Annotated in this window: 18 protein-coding genes; 3 read left to right on the top strand and 15 right to left on the bottom strand. The window is 64.9% G+C overall.

Going from position 1 to position 19,551, the window contains the following annotated elements; all coding sequences use genetic code 11:
* Positions 1-18 precede the first annotated feature (18 nt).
* From D4754_RS20290 to D4754_RS20255, 8 genes are all read right to left on the bottom strand, one after another.
* A complete protein-coding gene (locus D4754_RS20290) occupies positions 19-834 on the bottom strand; it encodes an ABC transporter ATP-binding protein (RefSeq protein WP_121067291.1) in 816 nt (271 codons plus the stop codon).
* Positions 831-1,427 carry a hypothetical protein gene (locus D4754_RS20285; protein ID WP_121067288.1) on the bottom strand — a complete coding sequence of 199 codons (597 nt, stop codon included), beginning with the start codon at positions 1,425-1,427 and terminating at the stop codon, positions 831-833. The genes D4754_RS20290 and D4754_RS20285 overlap by 4 nt, the downstream gene beginning before the upstream one ends.
* Entirely contained in the window at positions 1,424-3,397 is a 1,974-nt protein-coding gene (locus tag D4754_RS20280; RefSeq protein WP_121067285.1) for an AMP-binding protein, read from the bottom strand. Before D4754_RS20280 ends, D4754_RS20285 begins: the two co-directional genes overlap by 4 nt.
* 163 nt (positions 3,398-3,560) lie before the next feature.
* Complete coding sequence (gene map / locus D4754_RS20275; RefSeq protein WP_121067282.1) at positions 3,561-4,310, bottom strand: type I methionyl aminopeptidase; 750 nt, start codon at positions 4,308-4,310, stop codon at positions 3,561-3,563.
* 83 nt (positions 4,311-4,393) lie between these two features.
* Complete coding sequence (locus tag D4754_RS20270) at positions 4,394-5,179, bottom strand: SDR family NAD(P)-dependent oxidoreductase (protein WP_121067279.1); 786 nt, start codon at positions 5,177-5,179, stop codon at positions 4,394-4,396.
* The gene (locus D4754_RS20265; RefSeq protein ID WP_163025999.1) at positions 5,176-6,126 is read right to left on the bottom strand and encodes a phosphotransferase enzyme family protein; all 951 of its coding nucleotides are present in this window, start codon (positions 6,124-6,126) and stop codon (positions 5,176-5,178) included. Before D4754_RS20265 ends, D4754_RS20270 begins: the two co-directional genes overlap by 4 nt.
* Positions 6,123-7,409, bottom strand: coding sequence for an aspartate aminotransferase family protein (locus D4754_RS20260; protein WP_121067276.1), 1,287 nt, complete (start codon positions 7,407-7,409; stop codon positions 6,123-6,125). The genes D4754_RS20265 and D4754_RS20260 overlap by 4 nt, the downstream gene beginning before the upstream one ends.
* Complete coding sequence (locus D4754_RS20255; RefSeq protein ID WP_121067273.1) at positions 7,406-8,200, bottom strand: IclR family transcriptional regulator; 795 nt, start codon at positions 8,198-8,200, stop codon at positions 7,406-7,408. The genes D4754_RS20260 and D4754_RS20255 overlap by 4 nt, the downstream gene beginning before the upstream one ends.
* A gap of 122 nt (positions 8,201-8,322) precedes the next feature.
* On the opposite strand from D4754_RS20255, the gene D4754_RS20250 reads away from it, so the two are divergent.
* Positions 8,323-9,267, top strand: coding sequence for a tripartite tricarboxylate transporter substrate binding protein (locus tag D4754_RS20250; protein WP_121067269.1), 945 nt, complete (start codon positions 8,323-8,325; stop codon positions 9,265-9,267).
* Between the two features lie 114 nt (positions 9,268-9,381).
* On the opposite strand, the gene D4754_RS20245 is transcribed toward D4754_RS20250, so the two are convergent.
* The 7 genes from D4754_RS20245 to D4754_RS20215 all read right to left on the bottom strand — a co-directional run bounded on the left by D4754_RS20245 (position 9,382) and on the right by D4754_RS20215 (position 17,365).
* Entirely contained in the window at positions 9,382-10,461 is a 1,080-nt protein-coding gene (locus tag D4754_RS20245; RefSeq protein ID WP_121067266.1) for a TRAP transporter substrate-binding protein, read from the bottom strand.
* Positions 10,462-10,489: 28 nt separating this feature from the next.
* Entirely contained in the window at positions 10,490-12,046 is a 1,557-nt protein-coding gene (locus tag D4754_RS20240) for a TRAP transporter large permease (protein WP_121067263.1), read from the bottom strand.
* Positions 12,043-12,555, bottom strand: coding sequence for a TRAP transporter small permease subunit (locus D4754_RS20235; RefSeq protein WP_121067260.1), 513 nt, complete (start codon positions 12,553-12,555; stop codon positions 12,043-12,045). Before D4754_RS20235 ends, D4754_RS20240 begins: the two co-directional genes overlap by 4 nt.
* A gap of 3 nt (positions 12,556-12,558) precedes the next feature.
* Positions 12,559-14,151, bottom strand: coding sequence for a gamma-glutamyltransferase family protein (locus tag D4754_RS20230; protein WP_240453955.1), 1,593 nt, complete (start codon positions 14,149-14,151; stop codon positions 12,559-12,561).
* The gene (locus D4754_RS20225) at positions 14,148-14,828 is read right to left on the bottom strand and encodes a GntR family transcriptional regulator (protein ID WP_121067257.1); all 681 of its coding nucleotides are present in this window, start codon (positions 14,826-14,828) and stop codon (positions 14,148-14,150) included. The genes D4754_RS20230 and D4754_RS20225 overlap by 4 nt, the downstream gene beginning before the upstream one ends.
* A gap of 379 nt (positions 14,829-15,207) precedes the next feature.
* Complete coding sequence (locus D4754_RS20220) at positions 15,208-16,563, bottom strand: aspartate aminotransferase family protein (RefSeq protein WP_121067254.1); 1,356 nt, start codon at positions 16,561-16,563, stop codon at positions 15,208-15,210.
* Between the two features lie 10 nt (positions 16,564-16,573).
* Positions 16,574-17,365, bottom strand: coding sequence for an IclR family transcriptional regulator (locus D4754_RS20215; RefSeq protein WP_121067251.1), 792 nt, complete (start codon positions 17,363-17,365; stop codon positions 16,574-16,576).
* Between the two features lie 128 nt (positions 17,366-17,493).
* On the opposite strand from D4754_RS20215, the gene D4754_RS20210 reads away from it, so the two are divergent.
* Together D4754_RS20210 and D4754_RS20205 are read left to right on the top strand one after the other, a co-directional pair.
* Positions 17,494-18,027, top strand: coding sequence for a tripartite tricarboxylate transporter TctB family protein (locus D4754_RS20210; RefSeq protein ID WP_121067249.1), 534 nt, complete (start codon positions 17,494-17,496; stop codon positions 18,025-18,027).
* Positions 18,027-19,550, top strand: a complete 1,524-nt coding sequence (locus D4754_RS20205; RefSeq protein ID WP_121067246.1) for a tripartite tricarboxylate transporter permease — start codon at positions 18,027-18,029, stop codon at positions 19,548-19,550. Before D4754_RS20210 ends, D4754_RS20205 begins: the two co-directional genes overlap by 1 nt.
* The last annotated feature ends 1 nt before the right edge of the window (position 19,551 follow it).

The raw sequence follows: 19,551 nt of genomic DNA, 5'->3' as shown, positions 1-19,551 counted from the left end.
TCTTCCCTTTTCGGCCGCCTAGTGCTGCACACCAAGATACGCGTCGATGACTTCCTGGTTCGCGCGCACCTCTTCCGGTGTGCCGTCCCCGATCTTCTTGCCGTAATCCATCACGACCACCCGGTCCGACAGATCCATCACCACGCCCATGTCGTGTTCGATCAGGGCGATGGTGGTCCCGAATTCGTCGTTCACGTCCAGGATGAAGCGGCACATGTCCTCCTTCTCCTCGACGTTCATGCCGGCCATGGGCTCGTCCAGCAGCAGAAGCCTGGGTTCTGCCGCCAGCGCGCGCGCCAGTTCGACCCGTTTTTTCAGGCCGTACGGCAACCCGGCGACCGGCGTCTTTCGGATCGCCTGAATTTCAAGGAAGTCGATCACCTTCTCCACGATCTCGCGGTTGGCGATCTCCTCCTTTTCGGCCCGGCCTTTCCAGATCGCCTGTGCGAACAGGCCCGATTTCATGTGGGTCAGCCGGCCGGTCATCACGTTGTCCAGAACGCTCATGCCCTCGAACAGGGCGATGTTCTGGAACGTCCGCGCAATGCCTTGGCGCGCGACCTCGTAGGGCTTCATCTGCGGGCGCGGCTTGCCATGAAACCAGACTTCGCCCTCCTGCGGGATGTAGAAGCCCGAGATCACGTTCAGCATCGAAGACTTGCCGGCGCCGTTCGGCCCGATGATCGCGCGGATCTCGCCCTCGCGGATGTCGAACGAGATGTCGGAAATCGCGTTCACCCCGCCGAATTTGAGGGTGATGTTCTTCATTTCCATCACCACGCCGCCAATCTTGCGGCCGTCCTCGGTGATGTAGCTCCCGTCGGTGTCCTTCATCCCGCGCTCCCCTCCGCTGGCAGCGCCCCGCACGGCTGCCGTCCGATTTCACTGACCGAGAAGATCACAAGGCCATCCGCCGGCGCGGTGACGAAACTCACCGCCACCCGGCACCCGCGCGGCCCCGGCTGGCTTGATCGCAGCTCCGACACCATCCCGTTGCCCTTGCGATAGCCGGGCGGGAACTGCCGCTGGACATAGCCCCGGTCCCCGGTCAACCGCCCCAGCATATCGGCGTAAGCCCCGGTCACGGCCGCAATGCTGCCCAGTGACAGGTATTCGATGTTCCGCACGTCGCAGACCCGTGGGTCAACCGACCCGCCGGCCTCCAGCACCCGCTGCACAATCGCCACGCCGCCCTTGCGCCAGATCCGGTCCGCCCAGTCGCCCCCGGCCTCGCCGTCGACCAGAGAGTACCCGTCGGTCGCCAGCGCCCGGCCCTCGTCCACGGCCTCGAAACACCGGGTCGCGGCCCCGGTCCAGTCCTCGGCAAAGCCCGCAACGGCGGGTGAAGCCATCACGGCCAGCGCCATCACCATCGCCCCTGCGGGATGGCGGGTGGGGTGTCGCCGCAGGCGCACGTCACCCGTCATTCCGCGGCAACCTTCTGCGGCACCACCGGCACGACGGCCGCATCCCGGATCTCCAGCACCGCGCTGATCGATCCCTTGCGTCCGTCCTCGTACGTTACTTCCGTCTTCGTCGCGATCTCCTTCGACCCATCGTAAAGCGCGACGACGATATCGGCGTATTTCTCCTCGATGATCCGCCGGCGCACCTTCCGTGTGCGGGTCAGTTCGCCATCGTCAGCATCCAGTTCCTTGTGCAGGATCACGAACCGGTGGATCTGGCAGCCCGACAGCATGTCATCTTCGGCCACCGACTTGTTCACTTCCTCGACATGGGCCTGCACCGTCTCCATCACCTGCGGGTGGCCCGCCAGTTCCTGGTACGACGAATAGGCGATGTTGTTCCGTTCCGCCCAGTTCCCCACCGCCGTCAGGTCGATGTTGATGAAGGCCACACATTCCGTCCGCTCGTTCCCGAACAGGACCGCTTCCAGGATATTGGGATAGAACTTCAGCTTGTTCTCGACATATTTCGGCGCGAACATTGCACCGTCGGCCATCTTGCCCACGTCTTTCGCGCGGTCGATGATCCGCAGATGGCCGGTCCCGTCCTCGATAAACCCGGCATCCCCCGTCGCCACCCAGCCTTCGGCATCCTTGGTCGACGCCGTGCTTTCGGGGTTCTTGTAGTATTCCACGAACACCCCGGGCGAGCGGTAGAAGACCTCTCCCGTCTCGTCGATGCGCAGTTCCACCCCCGGGCTCGGCACACCCACCGTGTCGGCGCGGACCTCATTGTCGGGCTGCTGGGTGATGAAGACCGATGCCTCGGTCTGCCCGTAAAGCTGCTTCAGGTTGATGCCCAATGAGCGCCAGAAGTCGAATATCTCGGGCCCGATCGCTTCGCCCGCGGTGTAGCCCACGCGCACACGGCTCATGCCCGCGCGATTTCGAATCGGTGAATAGACGAGGATGTTGCCCAGCCCGTAAAGGAACCTGTCCCACGCGCTCACGGTTTTGCCGTCGAGCAGTTGCGGGCCAACCTTGCGGCCCAGTTCCATGAATCGCTTGAACAGCCAGTGTTTCAGTCGCCCGGCATCTTCCATCCGGATCGTCAGGATGGTGATCCGCTCCTCGAAATAGCGCGGCGGCGCAAAGAAGTACGTGGGCGCAATCTCGTGCAGGTTCTCGTACATCGTCTCGGGGCTTTCCGGACAGTTCACGCAGAACCCGTTCCAGTACGCCTGCCCCACCGAGAAGATGAAATCCCCCACCCATGCCATCGGCAGGTAGGCGAGTATTTCCTCGTCCTTGGTCAGCTTGTCGAATTCGGACGAGGCTTTCGAGCTTTCGATGATGTTGCGGTTCGACAGCACCACGCCCTTGGGCTTGCCTGTCGTCCCCGACGTGTAGAGCATCACGCACGGATCGTCGTAGGTCAGCGCAGCGGTCCGCGCCTCCAGTTCGCGGATCAGGTCGTCACGGGCGGCGCGGCCCTTCTCCTGCACGTCGCTGAACCGGTGCAGATGCGAATGGTCGTATTTCCGCAGGCCGCGGGGATCGAGATAGATCAGGTGTTCGAACTGGTGCAGTTTTCCTTGAATCTCGAAGACCTTGTCGACCTGCTCCTGATCGCTGGCCACGACGACCTTGGCGCCGCAATGATCCAGCACATAGGCCATCTCCTCGGCGCCGGAGTCCTGGTAGAGCGGCACGGGAATGGCCCCCGCCCGTTCGATCGCCACGACGGCCCAATACAGGTGCGGCCGGTTGCGCCCGATGATGGCGACAAAGTCGCCCTTGCCCACGCCCATCTGGATGAGGCCAAGCGCCAGCGCCTCGACCTCCCGTTCGACATCGGCCCATGTCCAGGTTTGCCAGATGCCGAATTCCTTCTCGCGGAAGGCGGGCTTGGTCCCGAACTGGGTCGCATTGCGATTCAGCAACGCAGGCAAGGAGAGCAGCGCCGAAGCGCCGCCTTGCGACTGAGCCATGTAGTTCCTCCCTGCGGGACCTTCGGCCCGCCTGACACATCCGTTGGCCGGAATTCTTTCGTCCGTCCCAACTGAAGCGACCTGTACCGTCGGCGTCAACTTTTTCCTGACGATTGCCAGAATCTTGCGAATTGTAACGGCGGCCCGAAGGGCCGTTGGCGCCCTAGCCGGGCATCGTCAAAATGATCGCCTCGCTGTCCGTCGCCACGACCGTATGTTCGTACTGTACCACCGGAGCAGACGGTTCGCTGTAAAGCGTCCAGCCATCGTCGCCCTGTGCAGCCCACACACCGCCGGTGGACAGGAACGGCTCGACGGTCAGCACCAGCCCCTTGTCGATGCGCCGCCTGTCCTTGCGCGTGGGCCAGGTCGCGATCTCCTGCGGGTATTCGTGCAGCGACCGGCCGATGCCGTGGCTGGCAAGATTGCGGATCAGCGTGTAGCCGCGGTCCGACGCGAAACGCCCGACGGCATTCCCGATGCCGGCCAGCGGCTGGCCGCCGCGCACCTGTGCAACCCCGATCTCCATCGCGCGTTTCCCGTCGCGGCACAGGCGATCAAGCGTCGGATGCACGGAGCCCACGCGAAACGTGGCGCCTGTATCTGCGAAATAGCCGTCCTTCGACGCCGACACGTCGATGTTGACGAGATCACCAGCCCGGATCGCCCGGTCGCCGGGGATGCCGTGGGCGATCTCCTCGTTCACGCTGATGCAGGTCGCGCCCGGGAAACCGTAGGTGGATTTCGGGGCCGACACGGCGCCCTCGGTCTCGAGCAGCACGCTGCCGATCTCGTCCAGCTCGCGGGTCGTCATGCCGGGCTCCATCGCCTTGGCCATGGCGTGCATTGTGTTGGCAACGATGCGGCCGATCTCTTTCAGCCGGTCCAGTTCTTCCTGCCGTGTGATCGTCATGGCCCGGCCTTCCTTGCAACACTGCCCTGACCGCAAGAAATACCAAAGACCGCGGGCATTGTCCGTCGGACAATTCGCCCGCTTCAGAACGCCAGCGTCGGAACGTCAACGATGGTCGCGCCACCATCGACCGTCAGGATGCTGCCGGTGATCATCTTCGCCTCGTCCGAACACAGGAACGCGGCCGCCGCTGCCACGTCCGCCGCTTCGGCCGGGCGGCGCAGGGGGACATCGCGGGTTACCAGGGCATAGGCCGCTTCCACCGTGTCCAGCCCCTTGCGCTCCATCAGCTCGGCCATTTCCATGTCGGCCATTTCGGTTCGCACCCAGCCGGGGCAGATCGCGTTGCACCGCACGCCCTTAGGCCCGAAATCGCGAGCGATGGACTTGGTCAGGCCTAGCAACCCATGTTTCATGGTGACATAGCCGCACGCCTCGGGTCCCGCCGCCAGCCCCGCGATCGAGGCCATCATCAGCACGTTGCCCTGCCGTTCGACCAGTGCCGGAAGCGCCGCCCGCGCGGCCGCGTAAGCGGTGGTGAGGTTGGCCTGAACGGCATTGCCCCAGTCTTCCTCGCCGGTTTCGGTCAACGTGCCGAAACCGAAGCCCCCGGCGTTGCAGACCATGATGTCGAGCCCACCGAAGCGTTCCTTCGCCAACGCCACCAACGTCGCCATATGCTCCGAGGAGGACGCATCCCCCGCCACCGCAACGCCGCCGCACCGGCCGGCCACTGCCGTGATGGGTCCGGGACGACGGCCGGTCAGGATGACGTTGCCGCCTTCGGCCGCGAAACGGTCGGCGATGGCGGCACCGATGCCGGTCCCGGCGCCGGTGATGATCGCGGTCTTGCCTTGGAAACGGGTCATGGGGTTGCTCCTTCCCCGGTCAGATAGTCCTGCGCCAGCTGCCGCGTCGTCGAGACGAACCGCGCATTTCGGGCCGCGGCGCCGTCTTCGTCCAGCTTCGTCATGATCCAGCCCACATAGGTGGCCGAGCGCAGCACCATGAACAGGTCCAGTGCATCGGTATCCAGCGCCCGGATCGAGCGGTAGCCGGTCAGCAGAGCCGCTTTCAGTTCGGGGTAGTTGGGTTCATTCATGTTCTTCAGCAGCGTGGTCGCCACGTCGAACAGCCTGAAGCCGAACCCCGCATCGTCGAAGTCGATCAACTGGACGCGGTCGCCATCGACCATCACGTTCTCGCGCACCAGGTCGGCGTGGATCAGACCATAGTCCAGCCCGGCCTCGCGTCGGGAGAGATCGGCATCGGCGACCTCTCGCAGCCGGGTGAACAGGGCGCAGTCCCCTGCGTCCAAGGTCGGATTGTCCCAGAAGCGGCCCCAGACTGGCGCCGCGCCCAACAGCCCCGCGCGATCCCACGCGCAGCGGTCGAACCCATCGGGCCGCGCCCAGCCGTCCCATGCGCCATGCAGCCGGGCCATTTCCCGGCCCAAATCGTGAAACAGATTAGCCCCGCGCGCGGGGGGCAGAGGTTCACCCGACTTGCCCACGGGCGCGCCGGCCAGCCATGTCAGCAGGTCGATCTGGATACCGTCGACGACATGCAGGAACGCCCCCTCCGCCGAGACGCAGGGTGCAGGCACCTGTAGCCCCGCCTGCCCCGCCGCCTCCATCATCGCAAGTTCCGAGGTCAGTTCCGCATCCGTCCGGTAGCCCTCACGATGCAGCCTCAGCGCAAAGGCCTGCCCGCCCTGCCGCACCCGGTGCACCGCGTTTTCGCGCGCGGCGAACAGGGTGTACTCGGCGCCCTCCATCCCCCACAGATGCAGCGCCTTTTCGACGGTCGCGCTCATGTCAGGGGCGTGTCCCGCAGCACCTTGTCCAGCGCATCGAACAGCATGTCGGCGTTGTCGATCGAGAACACCAGCGGCGGCCGGATCTTCAGCGCGTTCTTGTGCCGGCCCAGCTTGGACAGGATGAAGCCTTCGTGGCGCATCGCGTTGATCAGACGGTCTGTATAGGCGCTGGCCGGTTCCTTCGTGGCGCGGTCGGTCACCATTTCCGCACCGAAAACCAGCCCCGAGCCGCGCACGTCGCCGATGCAGTCGTAGCGGTCCATCAGGTCCCGAAGGCGGACCTGCGCGTGCGCGCCCACGACGCGGGCGTTTTCCACCAGCGACCGCTCCTGGATTTCCCTGAGCACGGCCAAAGCTGCCGCGCTGCTCACCGGGTTGCCGCCGAAGGTGTTGAAATAGCGATAACCCGACCGGAACGCGGCCATCGTATCGGCGCCTGTCACCACGCCGCCCACCGGGTGGCCATTGGCCATGGGCTTGCCCAGCGTCATGATGTCGGGCACCACGCCCATCTTCTCGTGCGCCCACATATGGGTGCCGGTGCGGCCGAAGCCCGATTGCACCTCGTCACAGATCAGAAGCCCCCCGGCCTTGCGGACCACCTCGGCCGTGGCCTTCAGCCAGCCGTCGGGATGGTTCGGGAAGCCTTCGTTCAGGAAGTACGGGCAGACCACCAACGCGGCGAACCCGGTGCCCGACGCCTCGTGCGCCGCGATCTGTTCGGCCACGGCGGCGGCAAATTTCGTTCCGTCCGGATCGGGATTGCGGTAGCTGTCGGGCGCATCGACGAAGCGGAAATACTGTTCCAGCCCGAAGCCCACGGTGGGCACGTTCGACTTGCTCAGCTGGCTGACGAGCGCCGTGTTGCCATGGTAGGTGGCGTCTGTCGCGATGATGCCGCGTTTGCCGGTCACCGCCTCGGCCATCCGCAAGGCGACATCGTTGGCCTCGGACCCCGTGCACGTCAGGATCGCGGTGTTCAGGCTGTTGTCAAGCGTTTCGGTCAGCGCCTCGACATAATCCAGAATCGTGTCGTGCAGATATCTTGTGTGCGTGTTCAGCGTGGCGGCCTGCGTGGCAATCGCCTCGACCACCCTCGGGTTGCAGTGCCCCACTACGGGCACGTTGTTGTAGCAATCCAGGTACTTGCGCCCGTCGGCATCCCACAGCCAGACGCCTTCGCCTTTCACGAAATGCACCGGATCGTCGTAGAAGGTGGAAACGTTAGGCCCCAGCAGCCGCGTGCGGTCGGCCAGGAGCTGTTGCGTCGTGCGTGTCATGAAATGGTCTCCGTGCGGGGGCGTCCGGGCTTGCAGATGGCCGGCATCTCGCCGCCCAGCGAGCGGGTTATGGCGGCGCAGCCGTTGGCCAGGTGCTCGATGATATCGTCGCGCAGACCGGCCGTCATCCGCGCCTGCGGGACCGGGACGGCCAGCGTGCCGACTGCCGCGCCGTCGATCCCGAAGAAGGGCATTCCGATGGACTGGATGTCGAGCGTGAAGAACTGGTCGGCAAAGCTGAAGCCCTGCGCGCGGGTCTGGCGGACAAGGTGCAGCAGGTCGGACTTCGCGATCACAGTATTGGGCGCATAGGACAGCCTGTCCTGCGCGATCGCGTAGTCGGTTGTGCCTTCCGGCCCGAAAGCCAGCATCGCCAGACCCGAGGCGGTGGCGTGCAATGGCAGCATCTCTGATTCGTCGAAGATCACGTGGGTGCCGTGTATCTTCGGGTCCGCGAAATAGACCGTCGACATCATGTCGCCCTGTAGGACGGCGGCGTGCACCAGTTCCCCAAGTGCCGCCGACATCTCGTCGACAATGGGCGCCACGACGCTGCGCATCGGGAAGCTGCGTTCGCGTACGGCGGCCAGCCGCAACACCGCGGGACCTAGCCGGTACCGGCGGCTGTCGGGATTTTGTTCAAGAAATCCATTGTCCTGCAATTCCACGAGGTGGCGCCGCACGGTGGCCTTGTCGCCCCCTGTGAGGCGCACGAAACTGGCCAACCCGATTTCCGCGCGGTCGGCCGAGAAGTGATTGAGCAATGTCAGAGCCTTGGTGATCGTCCCCATGGGTGCCGCTCCAGTCCTTCGGGAAACACATGCGCAGCTATGTGTTGACAGCTTAGATTAACAGCTTCAATGTTTTTTGCATACAACGTGTTGAATAATGACACTTACGCAGGGAGCCTTCAATGACATCGACAATCGCAAAAGCCGGCGCGCTGGTACTGACCGCATCCGCAGTGCCGTTTGCCGCCTTCGCCGAATACCCCGAACAGCCGGTGGAATTCGTGGTGCCGTTCCCGCCGGGCGATCTGGAGGACGTGTTCACGCGCCTGATCGCGGATGAATTCCAGGCCACATACGATGTGCCCGCGGCGGTGGTGAACAAGCCCGGCGGCGGCGGCGGCCCGTTCCCCGGCGCCGCCGAAGTCGCCAATGCGGCGCCGGACGGCTACACCATCGGGTCCTTCGTGATCGACATTCCCGTGGTGGGTCCGCTGGTCGGCATTCCTGCGCTGGATCCCAACCCGTTCGAGCCGGTGGGATCGTTCCTGACCTATCCGTTCGTCATCGTGTCGTCGGCCAGCCAGCCCTATTCCGACATGGAAGGCCTGGCCGCGCACGCCAAGGAAAACCCGGTGGCGCTTGGCCATTTCGGATCGTTCCTGATCCCGACGCAGGTCACGCTGGCCCATGCCAAGCTGAACGATTTCGCCTATGATTCCGACACGGCATTCGACGCGCTGGATTGCAACACGCTGGCCTCGGGCGATGCTGACGTGATCAACACCAACCTGCAATCGGTCATGCCCTGCATGGACGACGTCACCATCCTGGCCACCATCGGCGACACGCGCATTCCGCTGACACCGGATGTTCCGACGATCAAGGAACTGACACCCGAACTGTCTGCCAGCCTGTGGAACGGGCTTTTCGTGCACAAGGACACGCCGGCCGAGGTGCGCGAGAAGATCGCCGTTGTCGCCAAGAAGGTCATCGAATCCGACAAGGCCCAGCAGATCGCCGCCGAAACCGGCGCGGTGATCTACTGGAAGGATGCGGCCGCAACCACGGCCCAGATCGACGCCGATACAAAAACGCTGGGCGAGATCGACGCCCTGCTGGCCGAGTAACGCGACCGGTGTGACCCATGCGTTCCGACCGTGCGCACGGATCTGGTCCGGATCGTCGTTTCATAGCCCCCGAAAGGAACGCCGGCCCGCCATCAGGCAGGCCGGCGTTTCGATTCAGCTGAAGAACTTCTGCCGTTCGATCAGGAACGCGGTATCGTAGTAGCGTTTGTACTCGGTCGCCTGCCGGACGTAGTCGTAATAGGCCGTGACGAACCGTCCATGGAAATCGCTGGTCTGCTTGACCTCGTCGATGACCTCGCGCGAGGCGGTGATGATCGCCTCCCACACATCGTCCGGGAAGGTGCCGATGGTCAGATCCGGCATGGCGCGCAGCTTCTCGTAGGCTTGCAGGTGCGCATGAAGGGTGTCGCCCGAAGACCGGTTCGCCTCGGCTTCCGTGACCGCTTCCACCATCACGCGTTGGCCGTCGGTCAGCGCGTTCCAGGCATCCAGACCAATGCCGAATTCGATCCCGCCGTAGATCTCGACGGGCGACGGCGCATACATGTAGCCCGCTACATTCGGCAGACCGAATGCCAGATCGTTCGACGGACCAACCCATTCCGCGCCGTCCAGCGTGCCCGCCTGAAGCGAGGCGAAGATATCCCCGGGGGGAATCGACGTGGGGTTCACGCCCAGCTTGCGCAGGACCTCTCCGTAGAGACCCGCGGCGCGGAAGTTCAGGCCCTGCAGATCACTCAGCGAATTGATCGGTTTCTTGAACCAGCCCGCCGTCTGCACGCCGGAGCCGCCGCCGATGAAGACTTTCAGGTTCCGCGGCGCGGTAAATTCGTCCAGCAACTCCTGCCCGCCACCGTAATACATCCACGCGTGCATCTCGTCGAACGTCAGCCCAAAGGGTGCGGCGGTAAAGAACGCGTGCGCGGTGTCACGGCCCGAGAACCACGAGCCCGAGCCGTGATAGACCTCGGCCGTGCCGCTTTCCACGGCTTCCTGCGTGGCGAAAGGGGCCACCAGTTCGCCCGCACCGAAGACATCGACCTTGATCGCGCCTTCGGTGATCGCGGTGACACGGTCGGCCCAGCGTTGCGCCGAAACCCCCGGTCCCGGCAGGCCCCGCGGCAGGGACGTGACGAGTTTCCAGTTATGCTGCGCCTGCGCGCTGACGATGGACGGTGCCGCAAGCGCGGCGGGCGCGGTGGCTGCCGCGGTGATGAAGGCTCTTCTTTTCATTTTATCTCATCCCTGTTGGTGGAGCCGTTCAGTGGTAGATCGCGTCGGGCAACCATGTCGCGAGGCCGGGAACCAGCACGACGATCGCCAGCGCGACGATCTGCAGAAGGATGAACGGCAGGATCCCCCTGTAGATGTCGATGGTCTGCACGGAAGCCGGGGCCACCCGGCGGAAGTAGAACAGCGCGTAGCCGAAGGGGGGCGTCAGGAAGCTGATCTGAAGGTTCATGCTGATCAGGATCGCGAACCACACCGGATCGACGCCCGCGGCCATCAGCGGCGGCCCGGCGATGGGGACGACGATGAAGATGATCTCGACATATTCGATGACGAAGCCCAGCAGGAAGATGATCGCCATGACGACCAGCACCGCCGTCATGTTGCCGCCGGGCAGCCCGTGCAGGAAATCCTCGACCATCGCCTCGCCGTGCAGGCCCCGGAAGACCAGCGACAGCATCGTTGCGCCCAGCACGATCAGCGTGAGCATCGCCACCATGCTGGCAGTGTCGACGGAGACGGCCCAAACGCCGCCGTGCCGCAATTCCTGTGCCAGCGCGGTCAGCGTGCCCACGCACAGGAAGACAAGCGCCACGGTTCCGAAGGCGGCGGCAAGCGGCCCCGCCTGCGCGCCGCCGGCGAACTTGACCAGCACCAGCGCGATGGCGGCCGGCAGGACCGCCAGCATGACCGCAAGCCGCCAGCGCGGTACGCCGGGACGGTCCATCGCCGTCATCACCAAAGCGCCTGCCGCGCCAAGCGCCGCGCTTTCCGTGGCCGTCGCGATCCCGCCCAGGATCGAGCCCAGGACGATCACGATCAGCAACAGCGGCAGGACCAGCGAATAGGTGACCTCTTTCAGATCGGGGCGGGTGCGGTTGCCGGCCTCGTCCCGCATCACGACGGGCGGGCAGGTGTCGGGCCGCCGTTTCGACATGAAGAAGACGTAGAGGATGTAAAGTGCCACCAGCAGCAGACCGGGAATGAAGGCCCCGGCGAACAGGTCGCCGACCGACACGGGTTCCACCGCCCATTCGCCGGCCGACCGGCGCCCGGCCTGGTAGGCGGACGAGATCTGGTCGGTCAGCAGGATCAGCAGGATCGATGGGGGGATGATCTGCCCCAACGAGCCCGAGGCGCAGATCACTCCCGAGGCCAGCGATTTCGAATACCCCGCCTGCAACATCGCGGGCATCGCGATCAGGCCCAGCATGAAGATCGAGGCGCCGATCACGCCGGTCGATGCGGCCAGCAGCGCGCCCACGATCACCACGGCATAGGCCATCCCGCCTTCGCGGTCGCCGAACAGCGCGCCCGCGGTCAGCATCATCCGCTTGGCGATGTCGGACTTTTCCAGCAGCCCGCCCATCAGCACGAAAAGCGGCACTGACAGGAACACGTCATTGGTCATGATCCCGAAGGCGCGCGACGGGAAAGCCGCAAGGAAGCCCAGATCGAAATGGCCGAACGTCGCGCCAAGGAAGGCGATCAGCGTCGGCACGCCGATCAGGACAAAGGACACCGGCGCACCGGACAGGATACCGCCCAGAAGCAGGACTCCCAGCAGGATCAGAAGGGCACCGCTCATGAATCGTCGCTCCCGCGGTAAAGGCTCGGGCGCAGGCCCAGAAGCAGCGCAAGGGCCGCCAGCATGACGAAGACCAGCGCGGTGATCGTCTTCAGGATGAAGAAGCCGGGCAAACCGCCAAGGGTGGGAGAGCTTTCAAGCACACGCCACGACGTCTGGACCATCGGCACCGTCTTCCACGCGGCCCAGGCCATCGCGGGGAACAGCAGGCCCAGCAGCGCGAACCGGTCGATGAACCGCCGCGTGGCCCGCGGGAAGCGCTGGCTGATCACGTCGACGCGAACGCTTTCGTTACGCAGGATCACGCCCGCCAACGGCAGCGAGACGATGATGAAGAACAGGTACGTCAGCAGGTCCGTGGCCCAGGGCGCGCCCATCGAGAAGACATAGCGCAGCGCCACGATCACGATTTGCGCCGACAGCAGCGTGATCACCGCGAGCCCGGCCAGACCGCGCAGGATCCCCACGATGCTGACGCCGCCCTGCCCTGTGCGTTCCCGATCGCTCATCGTTCAGACCCCCAGTGCGAACCCGTCTTTGCGCGGATCGCTGCCGCCCGTCAGAAGCCCGGTGGCAACGTCCCGGCGAATGGCCTGCGCCCCGCCCATGCCGACGGGCGCGCGGGTGATGGTATGACCCATCCGGGCCAGTTCGGCCGCGACGGCGTCGCTGAAAGTGGTTTCAAGCTCCAGCTCGCCGGTCGCGATGTCGAGAAAACTCCGCGGCGCATCGATGGCCGCCTGGATGTCCATTCCGTAGTCGACAAGGTTCGACACGAGGTGCGCATGGCCGGTGGCCTGGTAAGGGCCGCCCATGACACCGAAGGGTATCGCGTAATCGCCCGGGCGTTCCAGCAAACCGGGGATCAGCGTGTGCAGGGGCCGCTTGCCGCCGGCCAGTTCGTTGACATGCCCGTCTTGCAGCGTGAACCCGGCGCCGCGGTTCTGAAGGTTGATCCCGTAGCGCTCGGTCGCCAGCCCCGAGCCATAGGGCCAGAAGATCGAATAGATCAGCGACACGCACAGCCCGTCGTCATCGACAACGGTGATGTAGATCGTGTCCTTGTGCAGCGCCTCGGCCCGCGGCTGGACCAGCGTGCCCGCGCGCCGCGTGTCGATCTGCGCGGCCAGCGCATCCACCGCCGCGTCCGACAGCATGCCGTCCAGATCCAGTGCGCCGTCACCCGGATCGCCAATGAACTTGTCCCGTGCGCCATAGGCCAGCCGCGTCGCTTCTGCCTCCAGATGCACCCGCTGGGCACCGTTGGGGTCCAGCGCGGCCATGTCGAACCGCTCCAGCAACGCCGCGATCAGCAGGGCCGTGGCGCCCTGCCCGTTGGGTGGAAGCTCGACCAGGTCGTGATCACGGTAGGCGCGGCGGATCGGGGTGACGGACGTGGCTGCGGTGGCCGCGAAATCGGCTTCCGTGTGCAGGCCGCCTTCGGCTTTCAGCGTTGCCAGCATGTCGTCCATGATCGGGCCTTCGTAGAAGGCCGAGGCGCCTTCGGTCGCGATCAGCTTCAGCGCCTCGGCCTGTCCCTTGGCCAAGAATATCTCGCCCTCGCGGTAGGGGCGGCCGTCCTTCAGGAAATGCGTGCGCCCCGCGCCTTTCAGCCGGTCGCCGAAATCCCTCGCGTCGAAGGCCGTGCGGCGATGCACCGGCACGCCGGTTTCGGCGTAATGGATGGCAGGGGCCAGCACCGCCGCAAGGTCCAGCCGGCCGTCATCCGCGATCAGCCGGTCGAACGCGTTGACCGCGCCCGGCACCGTCACGGCATGAGCGGAATCGAGCGGTATCGCGGTCATCCCCTGCGCCCGCAGATCCGCCGCCTGCAACGCGGCGGGCGCCCGGCCCGATCCATTCAGGCCGCGGCATTCGCCGGTTTTTGCATCGTGGATCAGCGCGAAGACATCGCCGCCCAGGCCGGTCATCGCCGGTTCGCAGAAGCCCAGCACGACCGCCCCAGCCACGGCCGCATCCACGGCGTTGCCGCCTTGGGCCAGAATGTCTATCGCGGCCCGCGCGCCGAAGGGATGGGATGTCGCGCACATGGCGCCCGTTGCGTACATCGGCGCGTAGCCGGGGCCGTTATAGACATGTGTCATCGGGCCTTGCCCTTCTGTTTCCGGGCAGTGCCGCGCGCCGCCGTCTTGTCGAAAAATGCCTGAAGCGAGATCAGGGCCTGCGCGATATGTTCGCGCATCAGCGAACCGGCCAGATCCGCGTCGCCCGCCAGAACGGCGTCGGCGATGGCCCTGTGCTGCCGATGGGGCGTACCCAGATCGGCGTCGTAATCTTCCATGATGTAGAGCGCGGTGCTGTAGGGCGTGATCTTCAGCCGGGTTTCCTCGGCCACGGCCTTCAGCATCCAGTTGCGCGCGCCGTCGTGCAGCAGGCCGTGGAATTCGAAATCCATCTCCAGCGCGGCAGACCTGTCGGCCCGCGCGCTGATGTCCTCGGACGTGGCGATCAGGGCGCGCAGGCGCAGGCGCTCGGCCTCGTTGAACCGGACCGCGGCGCGGGAGGCGCACAGGGCCTCGATCTCGCCCATGGCCTCGAAGGCCTCGTTCAGTTCGGTCCGGTCGAAGCTGCGGACGACGGCCGACCTGCGCGGGCGGATCTCGATCAGGCCCGAGGCCGCGAGCTGGCGCACCGCTTCGCGGATGGGCGTGCGGGAAACGCCGAAACGGTCGGCCAGAGACTGTTCGTCAAGCCGGTCGCCGGGCTTGAGCTCTCCGTTCAGGACAAGGTCCGCGATCTGTTGGCGTAGCGTGTGGGGCATTGGTCCTCCTGATGCTGCTACGCTAGAAGGGAGTTCTGTACGCTGTAAAGGATTTTTGTATACAATTTTTTCATGCGGGACGCTGACGCGGTTGTCTTGCCGAAAAAACGGGCGACAAAGAGTGTCGGTCGGGAAGGGCAGCGCCTGACCCTGGGTGGTCGATTCAGCGCTGGTTCCGGGGCGAGGCTCCGACACCTGCGCGCCATTAGCCCGGAGCGGGACCTCAGCAAAGCGCCCTCATCGCGCCGAAGGCACGCCTTTGGCGTGACGGGAGGGTCGGCCGCTGCCCGGGTATGCTCCGGGCGGGGCGGTGATCTGATGTTGGGTTCGATACGGATCGGGCCGCGTAAGTGCGCGCGGCCCGATGTGATTTCCGCCTTCACCGCGCTGCGGACAGGCCTGTATCCAGCGCGTCGATGATGGTATCAGCCTCGGCTTCCGACAGGATCAGCGGTGGTGAGAGGATGATGTTCGGTCCGGACACCCGCACCATTACGCCCGCGTCGAACGTCGCGCGGTGGACGGCGCCGATGGTCTTCTTGTCGAGCGGCGTCTTGGCGTCACGATCCGACACAAGCTCCAGCGCGGCCATCATGCCGTGCCCGCCGCGGATGTCGCCGACGATCTCGTGCTTCTCCATCAGCTTCTTCAACCCGCCATAAAGCTGCGTACCCCGCGCCGCCGCGTTGTCCTTCACGTTCAGGCGCAGGGTTTCCTTCACGCAGGCAATCGCGGCCGCCGCCCCCACCGGGTGCCCGGAATAGGTATAGCCGGACCCGATGGCCGCCTTGCCGCTCTTGTCGTTCTCGAACACCTCGGCCACGCGGTCCGAGAGCATCACGGCGCCGAACGGGAAGTACCCGTTGGTGATCGCCTTGGCGGTCGTCATCATGTCGGGCTTCACGCCCCAGTGACGGCTGCCCGACCAGTCGCCGGACCGGCCGAAAGCGGTGATCACCTCGTCAGCGATCAGAAGGATCCCGTGCTTGTCGCAGATCGCGCGCACCGCCGGCATGAAGCTTTCATGCGGGGGGATCACGCCGCCCGCGCCAAGGATCGGCTCCATGATGAAGGCGGCGATGGTCTCGGGGCCCTGGAACGCGATCTCGTCTTCCAGCGCGGCGATGCACAGGTGCGCCAGCTTCTCGGGATCGGTTTCGTTGAACGGGTTGCGGTAGGTATAGGGCGCGGGAACGTGGAAGCAGCCCGGCATCAGCGGCTCGTACTGGGTGCGGAAATTGGCGTTGCCGTTCACGCTGGCGCCCAGCGTATGGGTGCCGTGATAGCCCTTCTTCAACGACAGGTACTTCACCCGCCCGCCTTCGCCGCGCACCTTGTGATACTGGCGCGCCAGCCGCAGGGCGATTTCCACGCTGTCGGACCCGCCCGAGGTATAGAAGGCGCGCGTCATCCCGTCTTCGGCGAAGAATTCGCGCAGGATCTCGCCCAGTTCGATGACATTGTCGTTCGAGGTGCCCCGGAAGATCGAATAATACGGCAGCCGGTCCAGCTGCGCGGTGATTGCGTCCTTCACCGGCTGACAGGAATAGCCAAGGTTCACGTTCCACAGGCCTCCCACGGCATCGACCAGGCGGTTGCCGTCGACATCGGTGATGTGCACGCCCTCGCCCCCCACGATGATGTCGGGCGGGTTGGCCTGGCTGTCGGCGGGATGCGCCATCGGGTGCCAGATGTGGCGCGCGTTGTGTTCCTTCAGGAAATTGCCGTCTTTCATGAGGGCCTCCTTACGTTACCTCGGCCTCGTGCCGGGACAGGGGATGATCCGGCGGGTACGTACCGCCGAGGGACCGGGTGATGTCGCGCGCGGCCCGGGTCAGGGGACCACGGATGTTTTGCCTATGCTCGGGCGTCGCCCGCACCGACGGGACGGAAACCGACAGGGCACCGATCGGCCGGTCGCCGGGCCCGTAGACGGCGATGGCCTGCGAGGCGACTTCGGCGTCGAAGGCCTGTGAAATGCCCGCGATGCCCGTCTGGCGCGTGTCTTCGATCAGCGCCCGCAGCGTCTCGGGGTCGGTCGTGGTGGCTTTGGTATAGGCCGTCAGCGCGCCGGTCAGGATACGCTCCTGCTGATCGGGCGCGCAGAAGGCCAGCACGGCCAGGCCCGAGGACGTGGCGTGCAGGGGAAGAAGTTCCGACAGGTTGAAATGCACCTGAACGCCGTAGCGGCCCGGATCGGCGAAGAAGATCGGCGACAGCTGATCGCCCTGCAGCAGCGAGGCATGAACCAGTTCGCCGACGTCTTCCGACAATTGACGCACGACGGGGCGGATCAGGGCGCGGGTGGGATAGGTTGTTTCGCGCACCGCCGACAGCCGCAGGATCGCCGGGCCCAGGCGGTAGGCGCGCGAGGCCGGGTCCTGCTCCAGCCAGCCGTTCTGCATTAGTTCGACCAGATGACGATGCACCGTCGCCTTGTCCCGGCCGACAAGTTTCACGAATTCGCCCAGGCCGATCTCCGGCCGGGATTTCGAGAACAGGTCGAGCAGTTCAAGCGCCTTGGTAATCGTCCCCATCTGCGTCCCTTGCTGAAAAAAACGGCATCGGCGTTTCGGTTCTTCACCGTTGTTGACAGAAGCTTTTTCGCGAGGCAAGTTATTTTAACACCATAGGTTCAAATATTGAACCAACCCGGAGCCTATCCATGAAGACCCTCCAGGACCTGTTTCAGCGATACCGGCGGCCGGGCGATTTCTTCATCGCGGCACTCGCCTTCCTGTTCGCGCTGTTCTTGCTGTTCAATCTTCCGACGCAGGCGCCGTGGCTGCCGCGGGTGAAGACCTTCGCGCAGCCGGCCTTCTGGCCCGGTGTGGCGGTAATCGCGATGGTTGTGTTCAGCCTCTTGCACCTGATCGGCGCCATGGTGTCGGAACGCATCCCCGGACGCATGGCCGAGGTGCTGGAATGGATCAAGGCCGTGGAATACGCGATCTGGTTCATGGCCTATGTCTGGCTGGTGCCGATCATAGGCTACCTGCCCGCAACGCTGGCCTTCACGATCCTGCTGACGCTGCGCCTTGGCTATCGCGGCTGGCGGTGGATCCTGGCGGCTGCCGTCTTCGGCACGCTTGTCGTGGTGATCTTCAAGGGGTTTCTGGGTGTGCGCATTCCGGCCGGTGAGGTCTACCAGTCCCTGCCATCCGGGCCGTTCCGGACTTTCGTGATGACGTATCTCTGATGGTTGACCTGATCGCCGGCTTTGACCTGCTGCTGACCCCTGCCGTCCTGTTCGCGCTGCTGATCGGGTCCATCGGCGGAGTCATCATCGGCGCCATTCCCGGTGTCGGCGCCCCCGTCGCCATCGCGATCCTGCTGCCCGCGACGTTCTCGATGGAGCCCATCGTCGGCCTGACCATGCTGCTGGGGATCTACGGATCGTCCATGTACGGCGGCTCCCTGCCCGCGATCCTGATCAACACGCCCGGTACGGCAGTCAACGCGCTGACCACCTATGACGGCCACCCGATGACCAAACGGGGCGAGGCGCTGCGCGCTCTGGGGCTGGCCTATGGTGCCAGTTTCGTGGGCGGCATCCTGTCGATCGCCGCGCTGATCCTGCTGTCGCCCGTACTGGCCAGGATCGCCCCCATGTTCGGCTCGCGCGAGATCTTCCTGGCCGCCCTTCTGGGGATTGTGCTGGTGGTGATCGCTCACCGTGGCCAGACCTTCGCCGCCGGATCGCTCGCGGCCTTCGGCATCCTTCTGTCAACCATCGGGCTCGAGCCGGTGCGCTATACCCAGCGCTTCACCTTCGGCTTCGATTTCCTGTCCTCGGGCGTCGATCTGATCGTCGTCGTGCTGGGCCTCTTCGCGCTGTCACAAGGCTTCCTGCTGGCCACGCAACCCGACGAGGCGCCAAAGGGCGAACGCGTCGTCGGCAACATGTTCAAGGCCATGACCGGCGTCTTCAGGCACAAGCGCATCGCCGCGGCCGGATCGGGCTTCGGCGTGCTGATGGGGATGATCCCGGGCGTGGGCGAATTCACCGCCCAGTTCCTGACCTACACCTACGCCCGCAAGACATCGAAAACGCCCGATGAATTCGGCAATGGCAGCCCCGAAGGGCTGGTGGCATCGGAGAGCGCCAACAACGCCGTGCCCGCCGCCGCCATGATCCCGCTGCTGGCGCTGGGTATCCCGGGCGAGGCGCTGACGGCGATGATGCTGTCGGTCTTCTACGTCCACAACGTGGTGCCGGGGCCGGGGCTGTTCCAGAACCAGCTGGATTTCGTCTACGCGCTCTTCATGTCGATGATGCTGCTGAACGTCGTCGTGGTCGTTTTCGTGGGCCTGTCGTCCAACATGCTGATGCGGATTATCCGGATTCCCACGCGGTTCCTTGGCATGACGATCCTGACGCTGGGCTTCGTGGGGGTCTATTCGCTAAGGAACTCGATCACCGATTGCGCGATTGCCGCCGGGTTCGGGATGCTGGGGCTGGTGCTGAAACGGCAGAACCTGCCCACCGTGCCGATCATCCTTGGTATGGTCCTTGGCGGGATCATGGAGGTCAAGCTGCGGTCGGCCATGGCGCGGGTCAAGACACCGCTCGACTTCGTCGACCGGCCCATCGCGGCGATGCTGGCCGCCGCCATCGTGCTGCTGATCGTCATCCACATCTGGGGGATCATCCGGGAACGCCGCGCGACCTCGCCCGAAGATTCCCATGACCACGACATTCACAACTCGCAACAGGGCTAGG

The sequence above is a fragment of the Chachezhania antarctica genome, from assembly GCF_003646465.1.
GTDB classification, from domain to species: domain Bacteria; phylum Pseudomonadota; class Alphaproteobacteria; order Rhodobacterales; family Rhodobacteraceae; genus Chachezhania; species Chachezhania antarctica.
Note: the sequence above shows the minus strand (reverse complement) of the source record. Positions and strands in the feature narration are given on the sequence as shown.